This is a genomic window from Clostridium moutaii, assembly GCF_041205085.1.
Taxonomy (GTDB): Bacteria; Bacillota; Clostridia; order Clostridiales; family Clostridiaceae; genus Clostridium_B; species Clostridium_B moutaii.
Map to the genome: position 1 here is coordinate 103,449 of NZ_JBGEWD010000004.1, position 23,049 is coordinate 126,497.

A 23,049-nucleotide genomic window follows, 5' to 3' on the forward strand; every position below is an offset into this window, starting at 1 on the left:
ATTGTACATAAACCAATTATATAAAATGAATATTTTAATTTCATTATTCTTGTCTGACACTATAGTTAGGAGCTTCCCTCGTCATAGATATATCGTGAGGATGGCTTTCTCTAAGGCCTGCTGAAGATTGGATCACAAAAGTAGCTTTTTCATACAAGTCTTTTAATGTAGGTGCTCCTAAATATCCCATTCCTGAACGTACTCCTCCTAAAAGCTGAAATATGGTATCTGCCACAGGTCCTTTATAAGGTACTCTTCCTTCTACTCCTTCAGGAACTAATTTTTTATTTCCCTCCTGAAAGTATCTATCCTTACTTCCACAAGCCATAGCACTTAAAGAACCCATTCCCCTATAAACCTTATAACTTCTTCCTTTATATATTTCAGTTTCACCTGGAGCCTCGTCACAACCTGCAAACATAGAACCCATCATAGCTACTTTTGCTCCAGCGGCCAGTGCTTTTACTATATCTCCTGAATACTTTATTCCACCATCTGCAATAACTGGGATACCAAATTTGTTAGCCTCCTCTACACAATCCATTACTGCTGTGAGCTGTGGCACTCCCACCCCTGATATTACCCTTGTCGTACATATGGAACCCGGTCCGATACCTACTTTTACTGAATCCGCTCCGACTTTGATTAAATCTCTAGTAGCTTCTGCTGTCGCAACATTTCCTGCAATAATTTGCAATTCAGGATAGTTTTCTTTTATAGTCTCCACTGCTTTTAAAACTCCCTTTGAATGGCCATGGGCTGTATCTACAGTTATAACATCCACGCCTACTTTAACCAATGAATCTACTCTATCCATCATGTCTCTGGTAACGCCTACAGCAGCACCACATAAAAGTCTTCCTTTACTGTCTTTAGCACTTCGCGGAAATCTTTTCACCTTTTCTATATCTTTTATAGTTATAAGTCCTCTTAAATTATTATTTTCATCTACCAAAGGCAGTTTTTCTATTTTATGAGTTTTCAATATTTCTTTGGCTTCTTCAATGGTAGTATTTTCCGGAGCCGTTATAAGATTCTTACTGGTCATTGCCTGAGAGATCTTATTGTCATAATTAGTTTCAAAAACTATATCCCTATTTGTGATTATACCTACTAACTTTCCGTCTACAGTAATTGGGATACCAGATATTCTGTATTTACTCATAAGTGTAAGTGCATCATTTATGCTATTATCTGGTGAAAGATAAAATGGATCTGTAATTACTCCATTTTCCTGTCTTTTCACTTTATCCACTTCTATGGACTGCTGTTCTATGGACATATTTTTATGTATTATTCCAATGCCCCCTTCTCTTGCCATAGCAATAGCCATTTTTGAATCAGTGACAGTATCCATACTGGAACTCATAAGAGGTATATTTAATTTGATTCTTTTAGTTAGATTAGTTGCCAGTGAAACTTCCCTGGGTAGAACTTCAGACTTGTTTGGTACTAATAGTACATCATCAAAAGTATAAGCTGCTTTTAAAATCTTTGCCAATTAAAATCACTCCTAAAATTATAATATATTAATATTCATTCTTAAAATACTATTTAATTTAATAAAAAATCCATACTAAATTCACTTATGATGAAATTAATATGGTTATACCATAATAATTCCACTCATAGTCGGAAATTTACGGCTTCCGGTAGATACTTCCTGCCATATTCAGGAAATATATGAGTTGGAAAAATTTTATTTTCTACAAATTTCGATATATTTCTATCTATCTTATTAACTATTTACACTATTTTATTCAATTTTTTTGCTTTTGTCAATGTGAATTTATGTTATTTCAAAAAGCAACACAAAATTCATCATATAAAATAACCCCATATCTAATGATATGAGGTTATTTTATCCGAAGGCTACCATTGCTAACGTCCCCAGCCTCTTCAAAGCATGAGGATGATGAGCACTGCTACACCCCTACATAAGTTCTTCTAAGATTCAGATATGAAAAACATTCCTTCTGAACCTAAGAATCACTTGATATATTTATCTGAGATTAGTACATTCCTTCCATTCCGCCCATTCCTGGTGCACCTGCTGCCGGAGCAGTAGTATTCTTTTCTGGAACATCTGCTACTGCTGCTTCTGTAGTTAAGAATGTAGCTGCTACAGATGCTGCATTTTGAAGTGCTGATCTTGTAACTTTAGTTGGATCTACTATTCCGCTTTCAACCATGTCTACATATTCATCCTTTAATACGTTGTAGCCAATACCAACTTTACTATTCCTAACTTTTTCAATTATTACAGAACCTTCAGCACCAGCATTAGCTGCTATTTGTCTAACTGGTTCCTCCAATGCTTTTCTTACTATATCTATACCAACTTTTACATCTGGTATATCAGAAGTTAATTTTTCGACTTCTGGAATTGCATTGATATAAGCAGTTCCGCCGCCAGGTCCCATACCTTCTTCAACTCCTGCTTTAGTAGCTGCTAAAGCATCTTCTATTCTCATTTTTTTCTCTTTTAATTCTGTTTCAGTTGCTGCTCCAACTTGTATTACGGCTACTCCACCTGCAAGTTTAGCAAGTCTTTCCTGCAATTTTTCTTTATCAAAGTCAGAACTAGTTTCCTCTATCTGCACCTTGATTTGAGATACTCTATCTTTAATAGCCTTTTTATCTCCTCTTCCATTTACTATAGTAGTATTTTCTTTATCTATTTTTACTGATTCAGCTCTTCCTAAATCTTGTAAGTCAACTTCCTTCAAGTCTCTTCCAAGTTCTTCAGAAATCACCTGGCCACCGGTAAGTATTGCTATATCTTGGAGCATTTCTTTTCTTCTATCTCCAAAACCAGGTGCTTTTACTGCTACGCAGGTAAATGTTCCTCTCAATTTATTTACAACTAAAGTTGTAAGTGCTTCACCCTCTACATCTTCAGCTATTATAAGTAACTTCTTCCCTTGTTGAACTATTTTCTCAAGTAATGGAAGTATATCTTGAATATTTGATAACTTTTTATCTGTTATTAAAATATACGGATCTTCTAGTGCAGCTTCCATCTTTTCTGTATCTGTAACCATATATGCACTTAAATAACCTCTGTCAAATTGCATACCCTCAACTACTTCTAGTTCAGTTCCCATAGTTTTAGATTCTTCAACGGTTATAACACCCTCATTGCCTACCTTTTCCATAGCATCAGCTATTAATTTACCAATTTCCTCATCAGAAGCTGATATAGCTGCAATTCTTGCTATATCTTCTTTTCCATTTACAGTTCTTGAAACCTTCTTTATTTCCTCTACAGCCTTATCTACAGCTATTTTTATGCCTTGTCTTATAAGCATTGGATTAGCTCCAGCTGTAACATTTTTTAAGCCTTCTCTTATTATAGCCTGAGCAAGTAAAGTTGCAGTAGTAGTTCCATCTCCTGCCACATCGTTTGTCTTTGTAGCAACTTCCTTTACAAGCTGAGCTCCCATATTTTCATAAGGATCTTCCAATTCTATTTCTTTTGCTATAGTAACACCATCATTTGTAATGAGTGGGGAACCAAATTTTTTGTCAAGTATTACATTTCTTCCCTTAGGTCCAAGGGTTATTTTTACTGTATTTGCTAATTTATTTACGCCCTCTTGCATCTTTGCTCTTGCGTCTTCACTAAATAAAATACTTTTTGCCATAAAAAAACCTCCTTACAACTACTTGTTATAATAAATACTTTTTGTTCCTGAAAATCAACTTTTCTACTCAATTATACCCAATATATCATCTTGTCTTAAGATGGTATATTCTGTACCATCTATTTTTACTTCATTTCCAGCATATTTGGAGAATAATACTCTTTCTCCTACTTTAACTCCTATCTTAACTTCCTTTCCATCAACTATTCCACCGGGTCCTACTGCTACAACTTCTGCTTCTTGTGGCTTTTCTTTAGCAGTACCTGGTAAAACGATACCACTTTTTGTGGTTTCCTCTGCTTCAATTTTTTTAATTACAACCCTGTCTCCAAGTGGTCTAATTTTCATCTAAACCCCTCCTTCAAAATACTTTAAATTTATTTTAATTTATTTTTTAGCTTTCCTTGTTAGCACTCATTAATTATGAGTGCTAATACAATTATTATAATAATGAATACCATTTATATTATCAAATTTAAATTTTACATATATTATACTATTTTTCATAGAAAATATCTAATATGCTTTAATTAAATAGATATTTCAGCTTATTTCTATTAATTTCACAAATATACTGATATGCAGATATTTCATAAAGAAACCAATATTATTATTATCTTCCAACTAGGATTATATATACAAAATAATTGAAACTTATTTGAACAAAAAAAGCAATAAGCAATGTTTCAAATTTACTTATTGCTCTCTGATTGAAATTTTTTTACCGTTTTAGCTATTATTTTTTCTCCTTTTAATACACCTATTGCAAATAGTGAAGTCATCATTACAGCTATAATTATCAATACTATTTTATTTCCCGAATATATCTTTGAGCCAAAATAAGTGGAAATAATTATCCCAGGCAATCTTCCAAAAGTTGAGCATAATACAAAATTTCTAAGGCTAATACTGGATATACCGCACATGTAAGCTAAAATATCCTTAGGTATACCCGGAATTAAATACAGTAAAAATACTATGTAATTCACACTTCCCAGTTGCAATATTTTATCAAAAAATCTTAAATGTCTTTTCGATATTATTTTATTTATAAGAGGTTTTCCATAAATTCTGGATACACTATAGTCAATTATACTTCCCGCAGTTATACCTATAATAGATAGTATGCTTCCAAATAAAGTACCATATATATATCCGCCTGCAATTTGAATAATTTCCCCGGGTATAAAAAAGGCTATTACCTGTAAAATTTGAATAAATAAAAACACCGATATACCATATCTGCCATAAGACATTATTATATTCTTTATTTTATTAGGATCCCTGAATATATAAATATATTTATAATAATATTCATAAGCTGCAATAAGCAATATAACCAGTATCACACCCAATACTAGATAGGATTTATATTCTGTTAATTTTTTTTTAAATCTTTCACTATAAGTTTTCAACCCATATCACCCTTATAACATACTTATATTTTAATATTAATTATATCCAGTTAATTTTATCATATACTTTTGTAGACTAGAATATGATTTATAGCAATTTTATCACAAATAGTCTGCATTATTACCTTAAATTTTAATTAAACTTTAAAGATTAAAATGCACTGATAACTTTTAGTAAATTATCAGTGCATTTTTAAGTTATCTATTTAAATTAATTTCTTTAAATCTTCTTAAATTTTCGTTGGAAAGCACGGATTTTTTATTGGACTGTTTACTAAATTTGACCAACTGTGGTTTTGCTCTCATAATTTGTGTCATTGCAGCCGGTCCACCAATACATCCGCCTTGACACATCATTCCCTCTATAAAGTTACCCTGAAGCCTCTTTGATTTAGCCATGGTCATAGCTTTTTTTATCTCATCTTTTCCACTTACCCTTACAGGTTCAAATGGAATGTCACATTTTTTGTCACCTATATAATTTTCTATGGCAGATGTAAGTCCACCTTCTTGGGCGAACCCTCTTCCATAAAGAGATGCATCATCTACAGGTATATCCTCACAATCTTCAGGTTCTACACCAAATGCCCCCATCAGTGCTGATATTTCTTCAAATGTTAAAACATAATCCACTGCACCTTTTATAGATTTCCTATTTATTTCACTTTTTTTAGCAGTACAAGGTCCTATAAAAACTACAATTGCATCTTTATTTTCCTTTTTAATCATTCTAGCTGCAGCAATCATAGGTGAAACAGTGCTGGATATTCTTGACACTTCACCTGGAAATTTGTTTTCAATATAACTCATAAATCCCGTGCAGCATGAATTTGTCATGTATTTATCTCCTGATTTCATTCTCTCTACAAATTCATTTGATTCATTTACAGTTACTGCATCTGCCCCGCAGGCAGCTTCCATCATGTCCTTAAATCCAAGTTTTTTAAATGCGCTCTTAGCTTGTCCTACTGCAACTTTAGCTCCGAATTGGCCTGTTATAGCCGGAGCCACTACAGCATATATCTCTTTTTTTTCACATAGACTTTTTATAACTTCTGAAATATAACTTCTATCTGATATAGCTCCAAATGGACATGCAGCCATACAGGCACCGCAATTGATACAATTTTTCTTATCTATCATTGCCTTTTTACTATCTGAATTTATCTCCAATGCCCCCGTTGGACAAGACCTTTTACAAGGTCTCATTACTTCTGCTATGGCATTATAAGGACATGCTTTTTTACACATGCCACATTCTTTGCAGATATCATGATCTATATGCGATCTACCATTAATCCTTGATATTGCATTTGCCGGACACACTTCCATACATTTGTGCTGTATGCATCCCCTACAGGCTTCTGTTACACTGTATTTATATATTGGACATCTATCACAGGCAGCTGAAAGAACATACATTATGTGATCCTTATCTGAAATGTGCTTCAAATCCAATGTAATATTACTAGTAGGAACAAATCCTGAAGCCAACAGAGCTCTTTCATATACAACTGCTCTTTCTTTATATACACAACACCTATATTCCGCTTTATCGTCATCCTGAATTATTTTATATGGCACCTTTTCCAATTCTTCTTTATTTAATTTATTTCCCTTAACCAAAGAAGCAACTTCCTTTAACACTAAATATTTTAATCTTTTTAGTGGAGTTTCAAAATTTATCATTCTAGTATTCCTCCATGACATTTAATAATATACTTCTCATTGTCTAAATTATAACAGATTGTAGTTTTAAATGTAACAGTTTTACAAAATTAATGTTTATTTTTTAAATTCCTGATTTAGTAACAATCCACAGCATACCAATTTCAAATTCAATCCGTATCAGTATAACTGTAAAAATAGTACAGATCCAAATAAGGTCTAAAATAGTTCTTACACTATTTTAGACTCAGAATCATTTTAATTGTTTAAAAATACACTCCATGTGTCTGCTCTTAAAACTCCATCCGTTGGTCTTTGCCAATTTTTTTGTAAATTGGTGACGGCCTGGAATGTAGCTTCATCATAAAGCATAGGTGTATAGGAATTTTTCTTCAGATACCCATAATTTTCTAATTTCTGCTGAATCCATAAAACTACATTGGACTTGTAACCTTTAACAATAATATTTTGTATTCCCCTTAATGCTGAAATAGTTGCTGGACCTGCTATCCCATCTATAATCAATTTAGCATTGTAATCTATATTGAGGTCATATTGAAGAGCTTTAATCTGCTCTACAAGTGTATTTTGCAGTCTTGTCCCAAAGCCGTTGTAAAATTTTTCAGTCATATAATTCAAATCTATATTTCCGCTTATACCCTGTATCTTGCCCTCTTCGGAATACTGCCATATGGCATATTCATTCCACAATATAATACTTGGGTAATTAACTCCATAATGAGCTATCCAAAGGGAATATTTAGTTATTTTAGAATTCAAATATGCCTTTATACGGCTCGGATTACAGTAAATAAGAGCCGGTGCAACTTCAGATACTATATCTAAAAATGCCAGACATGCATCTGTCATATCTCCGCTGCATTGCTGTTCAAAATCCAAGACTACAAAATCAGGTCTGGCTGCTGCAGCAGTAGTCTTAAAAAAATTTGCCTCCTGTACTGCTTTAGATTCATCCTGAAATCTGGCAAAATGGTAAGCTCCAGCAAGAAGTTGTACAGATTTAGCACCAGCTATATTAAATCCATAATATTTATCTATAAAAGTACCTCCTTCTGTTGCCTTTGCGACAATAAAAGAGTTACCTGCACTTCTAATTAAATTCATATTGATTGATCCATTTAAATTACTTATATCTACACCTTTCAGCATAAGACCACCTCTACTATAAATATATTAAATAGTACTAAATAAGTTAAAAGATATTTTCCCAGGTACAGAAAAAGAAGGACAATCCGGGGTCTAACCCCTGGCTGTCCTTCTCTTATAAAAAGCTTCCTCAAAGTAAATTTTGAAAAGGTTCGAATAGATAAAACATTCCTTATGAGCAAATTCCACTTAAACCTAAGAATCACTTTATTTAGATGGTTTAAATGTTGTACAACAGGTATCGTCACTGGTATTAGGTTTTTTGCCCCTCATCGGGTTAACCTCCAGTGCATCAGCATTGCAACAATTATTTTCCCAGTAATTGCAGCAGTCAACACCACATTTAACTTCCATTCTAGGTGAATTCATAATATAAGTCTCCTCTCATTTATAATTTATAATTTACAAAACTTAGTATTGCCAAAACAATGATTGATATACCAGTAAATTATTAATATATAATGAAAAAAGCATAAACAAATTCTATATTTTTATACTGTTCTCCCTGGCGTAATAGAACAAATACTGCTGGGCAAATCCCGATAACTGACCAAATTTATCTATTCCAAAATCTCTTATCTTCTTCAAAGATACATCTGGTGCTAAATAAAAGTGATTCATTGCTCTCTTGACCCAGACATCTACAGGAAATGCAGAATACTTTTGCATGGAGAAAAGCATAATGCAATCTGCAACTTTAGGTCCTATACCCATAAACTTTTGCAACTCCCTATGGCACACTTCAGCCTCCTGCATTCTAATCCAATCAATATCATATGATTCATCATAGTTTTGTTGACCTTCAGTACCATTACAATAAATTTTCTGTACAGTATCTACAATATATTTATTTCTAAAACCAGTTCCACAGGAAGCAAGTTCCTCTAAACTTGCTTCTTTTAATCTATCCAATTTGGGGAAACTATAATATGTTTTTTCCTTATATTCTATAGGTTCTCCCCATTTTTCACTTATATTTTTTATAGCCTTTTTTATCATTGGTATTCTATTATTAGCAGATATTATAAAGGAAATAATTAGCTCAAAGGGATCCTGTTTTAAAAGTCTAATTCCTCTCCCAAACTCTACAGCTTTTTTTAAAGTTGGATCTTCACCAAGTATATTCTTTATTTCATCATAATCCCTATATAGATCAAAATAATCCGCCCATATTTCTTTAAAATCCTTCTGAGATGTATTGTACAATAATACATCATTATTTCTTTTTTCCACTTCAATGACTTTTCCCAAAGCTACCCCTATGTAATTTCCATTTTCTTCTCTCTTCCATCTGAAGCACTGCCCGCAATCAAATATATGGGGCAATTCAAAATTTCTTGCATCCTTTATTACAATTCCATCTTTAAAATCCTCTATATAATTAAAATCCATATATCTGCTCCTTTAATAATAAAGTTGAAAGTTTTGAAAGATTTTCGATATATATAAAAATCCTCATTAATTGTGTATTGTTCACTGTAAATTGTGCATTGTGTACTGTCCATTATATTATTCCATAAAACATTTAAAAAAAACTGTACTAGGAGATTCCAGTACAGTTTTTTAATTATTTTTTCAAATAGTCATCTATAGCTTTTGCTGCCTTTTTACCTGCTCCCATGGCAAGTATTACAGTTGCAGCTCCAGTTACTGCATCTCCTCCAGCATATATTCCTTCTCTTGTAGTAAGTCCAGTATCCTCTTGTGCCACCAAACATTTGCGTTTATTCATTTCAAGCCCCTTTGTAGTAGAAGCTATAAGTGGATTCGGCGAAGTTCCAAGAGCCATGATTACTGTATCCACATCCAAGTCAAATTCTGAACCCTCTATTTTAACAGGTCTTCTCCTTCCAGACGCATCTGGTTCACCTAATTTCATCTTCGCACATCGTATTCCTTTAACCCATCCTTTTTCATCCCCTAATATTTCTACAGGATTAGTTAAAAGATGAAAATTTATTCCCTCTTCCTTAGCATGATGAACTTCTTCCGCCCTTGCTGGAATTTCTGATTCAGATCTTCTGTATATTATATATACTTCTGCTCCCAGTCTAAGTGCTGTTCTTGCAGAATCCATTGCAACATTTCCTCCACCTACTACAGCAACCTTTTTCCCAACCTTTATAGGTGTATCATAATCCTTTTTAAATGCCTTCATAAGATTACTTCTTGTCAAAAACTCATTAGCAGAGAACACTCCATTGAGGTTTTCCCCAGGTATGCCCATAAACCTTGGCAATCCTGCTCCTGAGCCTATAAATACTGCCTGAAAGCCTTCCTTTTCCAAAAGTTCATCTATAGTAATGGTTCTCCCTACTATTACATCTGTTTCTATTTTAACTCCCAATTTTTTTACATTTTCCACTTCATGTCCTACTACTGTATCTTTAGGAAGTCTAAATTCAGGAATACCATATACTAAAACTCCACCTGCCTTATGTAATGCTTCAAATATAGTAACGTCATATCCAAGTTTTGCTAAATCTCCTGCACAAGTAAGTCCCGATGGCCCGCTGCCTATTACAGCCACCTTTTTCCCATTTTTCGGTAAGGTCTTAGACAAATCAACATTATTTTTTCTAGACCAATCTGCTACAAACCTTTCCAATTTTCCTATGGCAATAGCATCTCCCTTTATTCCAAGTACACATTTCCCTTCACATTGAGTTTCTTGAGGACATACTCTTCCGCAAACTGCCGGAAGTGCACTGGACTCAGCTATTATTTTAGCAGCTTCCTCGAAATTTTTGTTCTTAACTTGTTCAATAAATTTAGGTATACTTATGGAAACAGGACATTGAGTTATACACAATGGCTTTTTACAGTTTAGGCATCTAGATGCTTCTTTTACAGCTTCTTCTTCAGTATATCCAAGACATACTTCTTCAAAATTAGTAGCCCTTACTTTAGGATCCTGTTCCTTTATGGGAACTCTTTTCTTTCTATCTACTTTCTCTGCCTTACATTCACAACCTTTTCTGTCAAAGGTATCTCCTTCTTCTTTTTTTAATATCTTTCTTCCTTCTTCAGTCTTATACATAGCCTGTCTTCTCATAGCTTCATTAAAATCTATAAGGTGTCCATCAAACTCTGGTCCGTCCACACAGGCAAACTTTACTTCTCCACCTATGGTAACCCTGCAAGCTCCACACATCCCAGTACCATCTACCATTATTGGATTTAAGCTTACTATAGTTTTAATTTCATATTTTTTAGTGAGCTGGGTTATGAACTTCATCATTATCATTGGTCCTATAGCAATTACATAATCATAATCTTTAGTTTTTTTATCAATAAGCTCCTTTAAAAGATCTGTAACAAAGCCTTTGTAACCATAACTTCCATCATCAGTAGCTATATAAAGATTATCACAAATTGGTTTTAGCTCTTCTTCAAAAAGCAGATAATTTTTTGATTTGCATCCCACTATGACATCTGCATTTATTCCATGTTGATGAAGCCACTTTACCTGTGGATACACCGGAGCAGTACCAACGCCTCCTGCTACAAATATTATATTTTTTTTCTTAAGTTCCTCAATATTTTCATTTACAAACTCAGAATGCTGTCCCAATGGTCCAACAAAGTCTTCAAAATATTCCCCTACATTGTACTCAGCCATTCTTTTTGTTGAATCTCCCATTGTCTGGAATACTATTGTAACTGTACCTTTTTTTGAATCATAATCACAGATAGTTAAAGGTATTCTTTCACCCTTTTCATCTATTTTTACTATAACAAATTGTCCCGGTAAACAGGACTTTGCAACTCTTGGTGCTTCTATGTCCATTAAAAATATATTGGGTGCTAATTCTTTTTTTTGTACTATTTTATACATATCATTTCGCCACTTAAAACATCTAAGTTCTATAAGATCTTACAGAACAAATGTCTATTCCCCTTTCATAGTGTCGATTTAGCCAATAAAAGCTATTTCGTTTGGTCATCCACTCCAAGGGCGTAAATTCGGATACAGTTTACCCTACATGTCAACATAACCTGCATATCAATAAATATGCTTGCATATCTCTATCTTTGACGTTCTTAACCCCTCTCTTATTTATATTTGACCTATAATAATTCTTTATAATTATATCATATTATTTCAAAAAGTACATGATCAATAACCTGAATATTATAAATATTTCTATTAAAATAAAATGAGACAAAAAGACCATTAAATCAATTTCATAATCACTTATAAAATAATTTAACGATCTTTTAAAGATTCTGACTTCAATTATAAATTACTTCTTATAATCATAAAATCCTTTTCCCGTTTTTCTTCCAAGCCATCCAGCTCTTACATATTTTCTAAGTAATGAATGAGCTCTATATTTAGGATCTCCTGTTTCTTTAAACAGTACATCCATGATGGCAAGGCATACATCCAATCCTATAAGATCTCCTAATTCCAAAGGTCCCATAGGATGGTTTGCTCCAAGTCTCATAGCTTTATCTATGTCTTCTGCAGAAGCTATTCCTTCAGCAAATATGCAAATTCCTTCGTTTACCAATGGTATCAATATTCTATTTACAACAAATCCTGGAGCTTCTGCTATTTCTACCGGATCTTTTCCTATACTGACAGAAACTTCTTTGATTTTATCAAAAGTTTCCTGTGACGTAGCCATTCCCTTTGTTATTTCAATTAATTTCATAACAGGAGCCGGATTAAAGAAATGCATACCTATAACCTTGTCAGGTCTATTTGTCGCAGATGCTATTTCAGTTATAGACAATGAGGAAGTGTTGGAAGACAAAATAGTTTCCGGTTTACATATTTCATCTAATTCAGCAAAAATCTGCTTCTTTATTTTCATATTCTCAACTGCTGCTTCTACTACCAGATCGCAATCAGCTGCCAATTTAAGGTCAACTGTTCCTTTAATTCTAGCAATTATAGCATCAGCATCTGCTTCTGTAATTTTACCTTTAGCTATTCTCTTTTTAAATCCTTTTTTTATTCCTGAAATTCCTCTTTCAACAAACTCATCTTTTATATCCCTTATTATAACCTCTATGCCTTTTGATGCAAAAGCCTGAGCTATTCCCGAACCCATTGTTCCGGCACCAAGAATACACACCTTTTTCATTTATATTCCTCCCCTAAGATTTAATAGTTTAACATTCTCAGCTGTAAAATATGTTATTTTATAGCTTTAATTTGAGATACCATTTCAGGTATGATCTTTCTATAATCTCCAACCAAAGCCAAATCTGCCACCTTCATCATAGGTGCGCCATCATCTTTATTTATGGCCACAATAAAATCACTGTCCTGCATTCCTGCCAAATGCTGTATAGCTCCAGATATTCCACAAGCTATATACAATTTAGGTCTTACGGTTTTACCTGTTTGTCCTACCTGATATGCCTTGTCAATCCAGCCACTATCTATTGTTGCACGGGAGCCTGCTATTGTTCCGCCCAACAAATCTGCAAGTTCTTTTAGAACTTTAAAACCCTCTTTACTTCCAAGTCCTCTTCCTCCGGATACTATTACATCTGCTTCTCCTATATCCATTACATCCTTGGCAATTTTTATTACTTCATCTACCTTCAATCTAATATCTGAAGATCTTAAATCAGCTGTAAATTTATTTATATTGACAGTTCTATTTTCATCTTTTTTAAGCTTTTCAAAAACTCCTGGTCTTACAGTAGACATTTGAGGTCTGTGATCAGCACACTCTATAGTAGCCATCAAATTTCCTCCAAATGCCGGCCTTGTCATAAGTAGATTTTTTGACTCTGCATCAATATCAAGTCCTGTACAATCAGCCGTAAGTCCTGTCCTCAGCCTTGCTGCCACTCTTGGTCCCAAATCTCTTCCTATAAATGTCGCACCTATAAGAAATGCTTCAGGTTTTTTATCATTTATTACATCACAAATTACTTTAGCATAGGCATCTGTGGTATAGTGCTTCAAAAGTGGACTGTCAGCATACAATACTTTGTCAGCACCGTAAGCAATTAATTCCTTAGCTATATTATCTATTTGACTGCCTAGTAGTACAGCTGTCAATTCCACTCCCAATTTATCTGCTAATTCTCTACCTTTCCCAAGCAATTCTAGTGCAACTTTTTGCAGGTTTCCGTCCCTTTGTTCTGCAAATACCCATACACCTTTATACTCTGTTATGTTCATTATAAATCCCCCCTAATTAAATTAAATGTTTTTCCTTTAATTTCGAAAGTGCATACGTTACAGCTTCCTTATATGGCTTATTAACTATTTCTCCTTGTCCTTTTGCTTCCTTCGTAGCTGATCTTCTAACTCTTGTTGGAGAACCCGAAAGCCCAAGAAGGGATTTATCTACCTCTATATCATCTGCATGCCATACCTTTACATCCTCTTTGAAAATTTTAAATATATTTTTCATATGCATATATCGGGGCTCATTTAATTCCTTTATAGCTGTAAGAAGTACTGGAGTTTTTACTGTTACTGTTTCATATCCATCTTCCCATGCCTTTTTGATTTTTAACTTATCACCTACAACATCAACTTTTTCTACATAAGTAACTTGTGGTATTTGAAGGAATTCTGCTATTTCAGGTCCTACTTGAGCTGTATCTCCATCTATTGCCTGTCTGCCTGCAAAAATTATATCATAGTCCAATTTCTTAAGTGCACCTGACAATGCATAGGAAGTAGCACAAGTATCTGCACCTGCAAAAGCTCTATCCGATATAAGTATTGCTTCATCAGCACCCATAGCCAAAGCTTCTCTCAGTGCTGCTTCTGCCTGTGGAGGTCCCATACTTATTACTGTAACTTTTCCACCTTCCTTTTCCTTTATAACCAGTGCCTCTTCAAGAGCATTTTTATCATCTGGATTTATTATTGATGGAACACCCTCTCTTATTAATGTTCCAGTTTTAGGATCTATTTTAACTTCATTGGTATCTGGTACCTGTTTTAAACAAACAACTATATTCATTATAAGTGTCCCCCCTATTTAAATATATTTCCTGAAATAACCATCTTTTGAACTTCTGAAGTTCCTTCATATATTTCAGTTATTTTAGCATCTCTCATCATTCTTTCTACAGGATAATCTTTAGTATATCCATATCCACCAAATAACTGCACTACCTTAGTTGTTACTTCCATAGCTACATTTGCCGCAATTAATTTAGCTCTTGCAGCATCAACTGTATAAGGAACCCCTTTATCTTTATTCAAAGCTGCTTTATACACCAAATATTTTGTAGCCTCTATTTTAGTATCCAAATCTGCTACTGCCCAGCCTAAACCCTGAAATTTAAAAAGCTGCCTTCCAAACTGTTTTCTTTCTTTCATATATTCAACGGCCTCATTTAAAGCACCTTCTGCGATACCAAGTGCTTGTGCGGCTATACCAATTCTTCCACCGTCAAGAGTTTTCATTGCTATTCCAAAGCCCTTTCCTTCTTTTCCTACTAAATTTTCTTTTGGAACTATACAATCTTCAAATACCAATTCTGCAGTAGAAGAAGCTCTTATTCCCATTTTATTCTCAATTTTACCTATGGAGAAACCTGGCATTCCCTTTTCCAAGATAAAAGCTGATATCCCCCTTGTACCCTTACTTCTGTCTGTCATAGCAAATACTACAAATATATCTGCAACTCCTCCGTTTGTTATAAATATCTTCTGCCCATTTAAAACATAGTGATCTCCTTCAAGTATAGCTTGACTTTGTTGACCTGAGGCATCAGTACCTGCATTAGGTTCTGTCAATCCAAAAGCACCTAATTTTTCTCCTTTTGCCAATGGAATCAAATACTTCTTTTTCTGATCCTCTGTACCAAACTGTTGGACTAATGAAGCACAAAGTGAAGTATGTGCTGATAATATAACTCCAGTAGTGGCACAGGCCTTGGAAAGTTCTTCCACTGCTAATATATAGGATAAAGTATCTCCACCAGCTCCGCCATATTCAACTGGAAAAGGTATTCCCATCATCCCATACTTAGCCATCTTATCCACTGTTTCTTGAGGAAATCTCTCGGTTTCATCTATTTCAGCGGCTATTGGACTAACTTCTTTTTCGGTAAATTCTTTTACCATTTGTTTTACAAATCCTTGTTCCCTTGTTAATTCAAAATCCATTTATTTTACCCCCTAAATAGTTTAGAAGCTATAAAATATAGCTTTTGTAAACATTTAAAATAAGATCCCTATAATACAGCTGAGTTATTTATTTTTAAAGCACTTTTCTCTTTTTTCTACAAAGGCTGTCATTCCTTCTTTTTGATCTTCTGTAGCAAAACATTCCCCAAATACTTCTGATTCATAAGCTATTGCTGTATCTATGCCACATTGGATACCTTTATTTATAGCAGCTTTACACATTCTAACAGCTATAGGTGCATTATCGGCTATGCTATTTGCTAAATTCTTAGCTTCTTCCAATAATTTTTCTGGTTCAATTACTCTATTTACCAATCCTATTCTAAGAGCTTCTTCAGCTTTTATCATCTTTGCAGTATATATAAGTTCCTTAGCCATACCCAACCCCACTGTCCTTGCAAGCCTTTGAGTTCCACCAAAACCTGGAGTAATTCCAAGACCTACTTCCGGTTGTCCAAATTTAGCTTTGGATGAAGCTATTCTTATATCACAAGCTAATGATAGTTCGCATCCACCGCCCAGTGCAAAACCATTTACCGCTGCTATAACAGGTTTTTCTAGATTCTCTAGTTTTCTAAAAACTTTATTTCCCAGTATGCCGAATTTTCTTCCTTCAACAGAATTAAGATCCTTCATCTCTGTTATATCTGCTCCAGCTACAAAAGATTTACCTGCTCCCGTAATTATTACAACTAGTACACTATCATCTGTTCCAATGTCATCTATGGCACTATCTATTTCTTTTAATGTTTCCGAATTTAAAGCATTAAGTGCCTTAGGTCTATTTATTGTGATTAAAGCCAATTTCCCCTGCTTTTCAAGAATAATATTCCTATATTCCATATTAATCCCCCCAATTTTAAATATATTTATATTAAAATTAAACAGTTTATTAACAAACTATTGTTAATAATATCACAAATATACATAACAATAGATAAAGTAAATCTCTTTACTTTATTTATTATTATATACCTTAAAATTACACATTTCAATATAAATAAATATAATTACCGCTAATTTAATCATCTAAAATTAAAGCTCATAACTTACTATTTTAATTGATTTTTACTCCGTATCATTTAAAAGGCAGCTCAATGTCAATAAGCTGTCACTTAAATGAACATTTTCCACTTTCACATCCCCTGGTACAATAAGATCCACGGGAGCAAAATTCCAGATACCCCTTACTCCGTTTTTAACTAAAATATCGCAAACTTTTTGGGCATTATTACTTGGCACACATATTGATCCTATATCTATAACATTTTCTTTTAAATAGTCAGATAAATAATCTATATCATTTATTTCAATATCTCTAATCCTAATACCTATGAGTTTAGGATTTATATCAAATATAGCTTTTAACTCAAAACCTAATTTTTCAAATCTAGTATAATTAGCTATGGCCTGACCTATATTTCCTGCTCCTATTATTACTGTTCTATATAATTTTGTAAGTCCAAGTATGTTGCATATCTGGCTATACAATTCACTTACATTATATCCATACCCCTGCTGTCCGAAATCTCCAAAACAATTTAAATCCTGTCTTATCTGGGAGGCTGTAAACCCAATTTTTTCACTTAATTCTTTTGAAGATATTCTATCTACGTCATTTCTCATTAAATCGCTTAAATACCTATGGTATTTTGGTAATCTTTTTATAACAGCCATTGATATATTCTTTTTTCTATCCATAAAGCACCTCATATTTATAAAATTTAGTGTATCAACTACTATATTTATTTATAGCAAATAATCTTATATGATTTAGTTCTATCATTTATACTATTATTTTATTATAACATATGTCAATAGTTTCTTTTTTATTATTTTATTTACTACCTTCTTATATTTTTATATGTTTTCAACAAAATATAATTATAATTTCTATAATAACACAAATAGTACTACAAAAAAGTCACCATACATAGTAAAATATTAATGATTAAGGAAGGTGTTATTACTTATGATAGTTTTAAGTTGCAAAAATATTCATAAAAGCTATGGAATAAAAATTATACTTGAAGATATAACTTTCAACATAAATGAAGGAGACAGAGTAGGATTAATAGGTCCAAATGGAGCTGGTAAGTCTACCTTGTTTGACATTTTGACAAATAAATCAAGTTACGATAATGGAGATTTGTATATAGATAAATCCAAGACATTAGGTTATTTAACCCAACATCTCTCTTTAAATTCTTCAAATACAATTTATGATGAAATGTATACTGTATTTGAGGATCTTGTTAATTTGGAAAAGAGGCTTAGCAAACTAGAATCCTTAATGAATGAACCCTATGATCTTCATAATGAAGATTATCACAATAAATTAATTGACGATTATACCACTCTTTCAGAACTTTATACAAATAGAGGGGGGTATACTTACAAAGCGGAGATAAGCAAAGTTTTAAAAGGATTGGGGTTTTCTGAAGATGAATACAGCAGACCTATAAATGTACTAAGTGGAGGCAAAAAGACACGTGTGGCCCTTTGCAAGCTGCTTTTAACAAGGCCTGATATACTTTTATTAGATGAGCCGACCAATCATTTGGACCTGGATGCCATAGAATGGCTGGAAGACTACTTAAAAGTCTATAAGGGTACTGTTATAATAATATCCCATGACAGATATTTTCTAGATGCTATAACACATTCCACCATTGAACTCATAAATGGTCATGTAAATCATTATGGCGGTAATTATACCAAATACTTAGAACTTAAAAAAAAGAATTATGAAGTTCAGTTAAAAGCATATAACATACAGCAGATGGAAATAAAAAAGCAGGAACAAATTATTGAAAAATACAGATCTTTTAACAGGGAAAAGAGTATAAAAGCAGCAGAAAGCAGAGAAAAGATGTTGAACAAACTAGAAAGGATAGCTCCTCCTGACAAAGATAAAAAAATCAAGAATGTAATATTTGAGACTCAGTTAAATAGTGGAAATGATGTACTCCATATAGAAGATCTGTGCAAAAGCTTTAATAATGAATTATTATTTGAAAATTTAAATTTAGAAATAAAAAAAGGTGAGAGGACAGCAATTATTGGTGAAAATGGCTGTGGTAAAACCACACTTTTTAAAATAATTATGGGAAAGCTAAAAGAAGATTATGGTATTTGTACATTAGGTAAAAATGTCACAATAGGCTATTATGATCAGGAACAATCTGACCTGAATCCTGAAAAAACTATTATAGATGAAGTATGGGATAAGTTTCCCAAATTAACTGCTACAGAAATACGAAATTCATTGGCCAGCTTTCTTTTCACTGGAGATGAAGTGTTCAAAAAAATTTCATCTTTAAGCGGTGGCGAAAAATGCAGAATAAATTTACTAAAACTAATATTATCCAAATCCAACTTTTTACTTTTAGATGAACCTACAAACCATTTGGATATAACTTCCCGTGAAGCTTTAGAAGAAGCCCTGTCAAACTATAATGGCACTTTACTTGTAATTTCTCATGACAGATACTTTTTAAACAAATCCGTAAGTAAGATATATGAATTAAGTAAAAATGGCATGAAAGAATATCTAGGCAATTACTCCTATTATGTTGAAAAAAAGACTAATCCATTGAGGTTTGAAAGACAAGAAAAAGATGCTGGAAAAACTAAAACTCAAATACAACATGAGAAAAAGAAGAAAAAAGACTTGGAAAAAGTCAAGAATGAAGAAAAAGCTAAAGTAAAACACATTGAAGAAGAAATATCAAAGTTAGAAGATTCTTTGTTAAAATTACAGGAAAAATTATGTTTAGAGGAAGTTTATTCTGATTCTAAAAAAAGCAGTGAAATAAACAAAAAAGTTTTAGATACACAAAATAAAATAGACACTCTATACAGCATGTGGGAAAAGATGCTGTAAATTGTATCAAAGTTTAAAATGTAAAGCTTATATAGGAAAAACATCATTTGTTTTTCCTATATTTACCTACTTTCTCTTCCATAGTAATTCCAGAAGGTTTATAGTCTATTTTTACTACAGATGCTACCCTGGATGCCCCCTGTTCTACACATATGTTCTGGGCAGTTTCAACTATTTTTAAAAGTTGACTCAGTTCTCCTTCCATAGTAGTTTCCATAGGACCTACTTCATATTTTACCCCGCAAGAATCTATATACTCAATAACCTTGTCTACTACATGATATAAATCCTTTTCTTCAACCACAGGCAAAACCTGTATGCTTACATTTGCCAATGCCATAATAGATCACTCCTTGCAAAATATATTAAATTGAAAGAACTACTAAACTATATTTTAAGTAGTTCTTTTAACTTTCTTACATTATTTCGGCTTATTGGTATTTCAGATTTTTCCCTGTCATCCATAACTAATTTATAAGTTCCATTAAACCAAGAGTACAATTCTTTAATATTGTCTATATTGACTAAAAAGCTCCTGTGAGATCTGAAAAAATCGGTTCGTTCTTCTATTTGACCCAAAGTATATCCTACTAAATAACTGTCATCCTTAATTTTTACATAGGTTTTATCATCTTTTATATAACAATAATAGATATCCTTTACATTAACCAGGATTATCTTACCTTGTCTTTCACAGGGTATCTTTTTAACCAATTTTTTTTCTTTATCAATTTTATCTATTATTTCAATCAGGATATCCTTTGGTATCTTTTCATTTTCTTCACTCTTTTCCTTACATTTACGTATAAGCCTGTTCATAGTAATCTCTATTCTATTTTCATCAAAAGGCTTAAGTAAATAATCCAAAGCATATAATTCAAATGCCTCCACTGCATGTTCCTCATAAGCAGTGACGAATATTATATTAATATCCTTGTCAAACCTTCTAATATCTTTTGCCACTTCAATTCCATTTTCCACTGGCATATTTATGTCCAGAAACACAGCATTAGGTTTCTTCGCTTTTACAAGTTCCATACCACTTTTACCATCATAGGCAATTCCATCTACAGATATATTTTCATATTGTGATATTATATAATTCAGCTCTTCCGCAGCAGGTCTCTCATCTTCTACAATAATACATTTTAATTTATCCATTTATTGACGAAACCTCCCTCATTGATATTAAAAAACTAACTTTTGTACCATTATTTACAGAAGTTTTTATATCCAGTCCATGATCTTCTCCATATAATAATTTCAATCTCTCGTTTACATTTTTTAATCCTATTCCCGGCCATTCAGTTAGAACTTCATTTAATTTCTCTTCATTCATACCCACTCCTGTATCTACTATAGAAAAACGTATTTGATCATTTTGGAAATATGCTTTAAGGTACACCTTCCCTCCCTCTGCCTTTGGTAATATACCATGTTTTATAGCATTTTCTATAATTGGTTGAAGTACAAATACAGGTACCTTTCTATCCATCATTTCATCCGGTATATCTATAATTAAGTTTAATCTATTTCCAAATCTGGCTTTTTCAATAGAAATATAAGATTGAATAAATTCCACCTCATCTTTTAAATAAACAAAATCCTCCTGTCTTTTCAATGTCTGCCTGAAATAATTAGACAAGTCTATAATAAGCTCCCTGGCTTTTAAAGGATTCGTTCTGCAAAAGGAGGCTATGGTATTCAGTGCATTGAATAAAAAGTGAGGCTCTATCTGTGCCCTCAAAGCCCTGAATTCTGCCGTAGATGCTTCTTTAGCCAGTTTGTCTAATTTATATAATTCTATTTGATTTGACAGGAGTTCACTTAGTTCCTTTCCAAACTGCACAAAATAAGGGTCAATATTTTTTGGGGATTTTACTCCTAATCCCAATACTCCTTCGAAATTCGAATTTGGCACTTTAAATGGAGTACATACAAAAAATATAGAATTTGTCTCATCTATTAACTCAATAGTTCTATAATCAGGATCTCTGCTATAATCCTCTATTTTTCGTTTTAATTTATCCTCATTTATATTAATGCCTGAGTAAGCCAAAAAACCATTTTTATCTCCTATAACTATTCCCTCCACGTTAGTCATCTCATATATTATTTCGGATACATTTTTTGCTGTTCCTTCATCAAGTCCCTTTCTCATATAATTTACAGTTCTTTTTGCAATATTCAATGCCCTTTGTGCTTCAATTGCCCCAATTCTATTGTATTCTTCTTTTGCACTTTTTATTATATTTATAAAAATTACTGTACCCAGAGAATTTATCAATATCATTGGCAGGGCTATAATTTCCACTAATTTAAGGGCTGCACTAAATGGCCTTGAAATCATTAAAATTATAATCATCTGACAAAATTCTGCAGTCGCTGCTCCAATAAATGCCTGTTTTAAATTAAGGCCTGCATCCTTTGAGTATTTTCTTATAAAACCTCCAACCAATCCTTCCACTACAGTGGCAATCCCACATGAAAGTGCTGTGAATCCTCCCAGAAAATACCTGTGAGTTCCTGCGATCATTCCAACTATTACTCCAAATACAGGTCCTCCTATATATCCTGATACTATAGCTGCTATAGGCCTGGTATTGGCTATGGCATCATGTAAACCAATATAACCTGCCTGCATAGAACCTATTGGTTTAATATTGCTTATTGCATAAGGTTCTACATTAACTCCGGTATAATTGCCTATAATACCTAATAAACTAAAAAATGCTATAAGCGCAATCTTGTCTATAAGTTTTAATTCATCCTTAATTAAATTTTTTAAAACATGAGATTGATTGTATATGTATGCAGCTAAGGCTATGAGTGCCATGCTTTCAAGCAATTGAATATATATCAAATTTACCACCCCTAAAGACTATGTTACATATATTATTCTATCGAAAAATACTTATAATTGCCATAAAAATTTTATTATTAAGTAAATCTCATACACTTAAATTATTTCTATATATAATTATATAACAAAATCAAGCATATGGATAATCAAAATGTCACTGAGGCCTATATTTTGACTTTTTATTGTATTTTTTTATCATTTCAGAGTATTTAGATAGAAAAATTATTAAATTCATATTATCATTAATTATACAGTCAATTAGGCATTAATTATTTTATTAC

19 protein-coding genes and 1 riboswitch are annotated in these 23,049 nt (G+C 32.8%); of the genes, 1 reads left to right on the plus strand and 18 read right to left on the minus strand.

The annotated features are described in order from the left end of the window. Positions 1–43 precede the first annotated feature (43 nt). From guaB to AB8U03_RS06095, 15 genes are all read right to left on the minus strand, one after another. Positions 44–1,501 carry an IMP dehydrogenase gene (gene guaB / locus AB8U03_RS06025; protein WP_369703643.1) on the minus strand — a complete coding sequence of 486 codons (1,458 nt, stop codon included), beginning with the start codon at positions 1,499–1,501 and terminating at the stop codon, positions 44–46. Between the two features lie 108 nt (positions 1,502–1,609). After that, positions 1,610–1,707: riboswitch (purine riboswitch) on the minus strand. A 305-nt stretch (positions 1,708–2,012) separates the two neighbouring features. Further along, entirely contained in the window at positions 2,013–3,647 is a 1,635-nt protein-coding gene (gene groL, locus AB8U03_RS06030) for a chaperonin GroEL (RefSeq protein WP_369703644.1), read from the minus strand. A gap of 63 nt (positions 3,648–3,710) precedes the next feature. Further along, positions 3,711–3,995: a co-chaperone GroES gene (gene groES / locus AB8U03_RS06035; protein WP_369703645.1), complete on the minus strand. Its 285-nt coding sequence runs from the start codon at positions 3,993–3,995 to the stop codon at positions 3,711–3,713. 344 nt (positions 3,996–4,339) lie between these two features. Then, the gene (locus tag AB8U03_RS06040) at positions 4,340–5,062 is read right to left on the minus strand and encodes a TVP38/TMEM64 family protein (RefSeq protein ID WP_369703646.1); all 723 of its coding nucleotides are present in this window, start codon (positions 5,060–5,062) and stop codon (positions 4,340–4,342) included. A 198-nt stretch (positions 5,063–5,260) separates the two neighbouring features. Further along, entirely contained in the window at positions 5,261–6,751 is a 1,491-nt protein-coding gene (locus AB8U03_RS06045; protein WP_369703647.1) for a 4Fe-4S dicluster domain-containing protein, read from the minus strand. Positions 6,752–6,988: 237 nt separating this feature from the next. After that, the gene (locus AB8U03_RS06050; protein WP_369703648.1) at positions 6,989–7,900 is read right to left on the minus strand and encodes a GH25 family lysozyme; all 912 of its coding nucleotides are present in this window, start codon (positions 7,898–7,900) and stop codon (positions 6,989–6,991) included. Between the two features lie 204 nt (positions 7,901–8,104). Next, on the minus strand, positions 8,105–8,266 hold the full coding sequence (locus AB8U03_RS06055) for a DUF1540 domain-containing protein (RefSeq protein ID WP_369703649.1): 162 nt from the start codon (positions 8,264–8,266) through the stop codon (positions 8,105–8,107). Between the two features lie 114 nt (positions 8,267–8,380). Next, complete coding sequence (locus AB8U03_RS06060) at positions 8,381–9,289, minus strand: DNA-3-methyladenine glycosylase family protein (RefSeq protein ID WP_369703650.1); 909 nt, start codon at positions 9,287–9,289, stop codon at positions 8,381–8,383. Positions 9,290–9,464: 175 nt separating this feature from the next. Continuing rightward, positions 9,465–11,735 (minus strand): bifunctional dihydroorotate dehydrogenase B NAD binding subunit/NADPH-dependent glutamate synthase, encoded by a 2,271-nt coding sequence (locus tag AB8U03_RS06065; RefSeq protein ID WP_369703651.1) that lies wholly within the window; start codon positions 11,733–11,735, stop codon positions 9,465–9,467. 409 nt (positions 11,736–12,144) lie between these two features. Continuing rightward, positions 12,145–12,993 (minus strand): 3-hydroxybutyryl-CoA dehydrogenase, encoded by an 849-nt coding sequence (locus AB8U03_RS06070; RefSeq protein WP_369703652.1) that lies wholly within the window; start codon positions 12,991–12,993, stop codon positions 12,145–12,147. Positions 12,994–13,046: 53 nt separating this feature from the next. Then, positions 13,047–14,048 carry an electron transfer flavoprotein subunit alpha/FixB family protein gene (locus AB8U03_RS06075; protein ID WP_369703653.1) on the minus strand — a complete coding sequence of 334 codons (1,002 nt, stop codon included), beginning with the start codon at positions 14,046–14,048 and terminating at the stop codon, positions 13,047–13,049. A gap of 16 nt (positions 14,049–14,064) precedes the next feature. Then, on the minus strand, positions 14,065–14,844 hold the full coding sequence (locus AB8U03_RS06080) for an electron transfer flavoprotein subunit beta (protein ID WP_369703654.1): 780 nt from the start codon (positions 14,842–14,844) through the stop codon (positions 14,065–14,067). Between the two features lie 14 nt (positions 14,845–14,858). Continuing rightward, positions 14,859–15,998 carry an acyl-CoA dehydrogenase gene (locus AB8U03_RS06085; RefSeq protein WP_369703655.1) on the minus strand — a complete coding sequence of 380 codons (1,140 nt, stop codon included), beginning with the start codon at positions 15,996–15,998 and terminating at the stop codon, positions 14,859–14,861. 84 nt (positions 15,999–16,082) lie between these two features. Next, positions 16,083–16,862, minus strand: coding sequence for a short-chain-enoyl-CoA hydratase (locus AB8U03_RS06090; protein WP_369703656.1), 780 nt, complete (start codon positions 16,860–16,862; stop codon positions 16,083–16,085). Between the two features lie 225 nt (positions 16,863–17,087). Then, complete coding sequence (locus AB8U03_RS06095; protein ID WP_369703657.1) at positions 17,088–17,720, minus strand: redox-sensing transcriptional repressor Rex; 633 nt, start codon at positions 17,718–17,720, stop codon at positions 17,088–17,090. Positions 17,721–17,991: 271 nt separating this feature from the next. On the opposite strand from AB8U03_RS06095, the gene AB8U03_RS06100 reads away from it, so the two are divergent. Next, a complete protein-coding gene (locus AB8U03_RS06100; RefSeq protein ID WP_369703658.1) occupies positions 17,992–19,905 on the plus strand; it encodes an ABC transporter ATP-binding protein in 1,914 nt (637 codons plus the stop codon). A 43-nt stretch (positions 19,906–19,948) separates the two neighbouring features. On the opposite strand, the gene AB8U03_RS06105 is transcribed toward AB8U03_RS06100, so the two are convergent. From AB8U03_RS06105 to AB8U03_RS06115, 3 genes are read right to left on the minus strand one after another with little or no spacing between them, the layout of a single operon-like run. Further along, positions 19,949–20,245, minus strand: coding sequence for a thiamine-binding protein (locus tag AB8U03_RS06105; protein WP_369703659.1), 297 nt, complete (start codon positions 20,243–20,245; stop codon positions 19,949–19,951). 47 nt (positions 20,246–20,292) lie between these two features. Further along, positions 20,293–21,066 carry a LytR/AlgR family response regulator transcription factor gene (locus tag AB8U03_RS06110; protein WP_369703660.1) on the minus strand — a complete coding sequence of 258 codons (774 nt, stop codon included), beginning with the start codon at positions 21,064–21,066 and terminating at the stop codon, positions 20,293–20,295. Then, positions 21,059–22,768 carry a LytS/YhcK type 5TM receptor domain-containing protein gene (locus tag AB8U03_RS06115; protein ID WP_369703661.1) on the minus strand — a complete coding sequence of 570 codons (1,710 nt, stop codon included), beginning with the start codon at positions 22,766–22,768 and terminating at the stop codon, positions 21,059–21,061. The genes AB8U03_RS06110 and AB8U03_RS06115 overlap by 8 nt, the downstream gene beginning before the upstream one ends. Between the last annotated feature and the right edge of the window lie 281 nt (positions 22,769–23,049).

What these genes read in the sequence shown, in the direction of transcription:
- AB8U03_RS06075 (WP_369703653.1), bottom strand. Translation starts at nt 14,048, where the DNA reads ATGAACATAACAGAGTATAAAGGTGTATGGGTATTTGCAGAACAAAGG.
- AB8U03_RS06080 (WP_369703654.1), bottom strand. Translation starts at nt 14,844, where the DNA reads ATGAATATAGTTGTTTGTTTAAAACAGGTACCAGATACCAATGAAGTT.
- AB8U03_RS06065 (WP_369703651.1), bottom strand. Translation starts at nt 11,735, where the DNA reads ATGTATAAAATAGTACAAAAAAAAGAATTAGCACCCAATATATTTTTA.
- AB8U03_RS06050 (WP_369703648.1), bottom strand. Translation starts at nt 7,900, where the DNA reads ATGCTGAAAGGTGTAGATATAAGTAATTTAAATGGATCAATCAATATG.
- AB8U03_RS06070 (WP_369703652.1), bottom strand. Translation starts at nt 12,993, where the DNA reads ATGAAAAAGGTGTGTATTCTTGGTGCCGGAACAATGGGTTCGGGAATA.
- AB8U03_RS06100 (WP_369703658.1), top strand. Translation starts at nt 17,992, where the DNA reads ATGATAGTTTTAAGTTGCAAAAATATTCATAAAAGCTATGGAATAAAA.
- AB8U03_RS06090 (WP_369703656.1), bottom strand. Translation starts at nt 16,862, where the DNA reads ATGGAATATAGGAATATTATTCTTGAAAAGCAGGGGAAATTGGCTTTA.
- groES (WP_369703645.1), bottom strand. Translation starts at nt 3,995, where the DNA reads ATGAAAATTAGACCACTTGGAGACAGGGTTGTAATTAAAAAAATTGAA.
- AB8U03_RS06055 (WP_369703649.1), bottom strand. Translation starts at nt 8,266, where the DNA reads ATGAATTCACCTAGAATGGAAGTTAAATGTGGTGTTGACTGCTGCAAT.
- AB8U03_RS06095 (WP_369703657.1), bottom strand. Translation starts at nt 17,720, where the DNA reads ATGGATAGAAAAAAGAATATATCAATGGCTGTTATAAAAAGATTACCA.
- AB8U03_RS06085 (WP_369703655.1), bottom strand. Translation starts at nt 15,998, where the DNA reads ATGGATTTTGAATTAACAAGGGAACAAGGATTTGTAAAACAAATGGTA.
- AB8U03_RS06105 (WP_369703659.1), bottom strand. Translation starts at nt 20,245, where the DNA reads ATGGCATTGGCAAATGTAAGCATACAGGTTTTGCCTGTGGTTGAAGAA.
- AB8U03_RS06110 (WP_369703660.1), bottom strand. Translation starts at nt 21,066, where the DNA reads ATGGATAAATTAAAATGTATTATTGTAGAAGATGAGAGACCTGCTGCG.
- AB8U03_RS06060 (WP_369703650.1), bottom strand. Translation starts at nt 9,289, where the DNA reads ATGGATTTTAATTATATAGAGGATTTTAAAGATGGAATTGTAATAAAG.
- AB8U03_RS06045 (WP_369703647.1), bottom strand. Translation starts at nt 6,751, where the DNA reads ATGATAAATTTTGAAACTCCACTAAAAAGATTAAAATATTTAGTGTTA.
- groL (WP_369703644.1), bottom strand. Translation starts at nt 3,647, where the DNA reads ATGGCAAAAAGTATTTTATTTAGTGAAGACGCAAGAGCAAAGATGCAA.